1 pseudogene is annotated in these 530 nt (G+C 59.4%); it reads right to left on the bottom strand.

Going from position 1 to position 530, the window contains the following annotated elements:
* Nucleotides 1-530, bottom strand: a pseudogene (locus NKH29_RS32580) (transcriptional regulator); the annotation flags it as partial.

The raw sequence follows: 530 nt of genomic DNA, 5'->3' as shown, positions 1-530 counted from the left end.
TGGCGTCGTCCTTGACGCCGATACGGACGCGGATTGAATGATGGCTCTTCAGATCGAGTGCGGCGAGGCCGGTTTCGGAAATCCTGAGGCCGTCGACATAGGTGCCGTCATTGGCAATTCGCCAGTTCTTGAGCTTGCCGTATTGCGAACCCTTGAGTTTCCACCAGGACGGCGTGAAGACGCCGCGCTTGTCGCCGAAATCCCCCGGCGACGTCCAGGTGCCGACATCGACGCCATTGATCGTCAGCGTGATGTCCGAGGGCCAATCGGCGCTGGTGCCCGGCACTTCCGAAGACAGCTCTATCGCCACTTCGAGCTCGGTGATCTCGGCATTGGCGAGCTTGGCATTATTGGGAAACTGGTATTCGACAAAACCGCGGGTGAACCACAACAGCCCGGCTTTCATACGATCCGGATCGAGGAAAGTGTTCGGTACATCGAGCAAGCCGATGATGCCGTCCGGCGAACAAAGGCCGCAGGGCGCGGTAACCTCGAAGCCGGTGTAAAGCCCGATCGGCATCGACACTTCG

This window comes from Mesorhizobium sp. M1295, assembly GCF_040318135.1.
In the GTDB taxonomy this organism is placed as follows: Bacteria; Pseudomonadota; Alphaproteobacteria; order Rhizobiales; family Rhizobiaceae; genus Mesorhizobium.
Note: the sequence above shows the minus strand (reverse complement) of the source record. Positions and strands in the feature narration are given on the sequence as shown.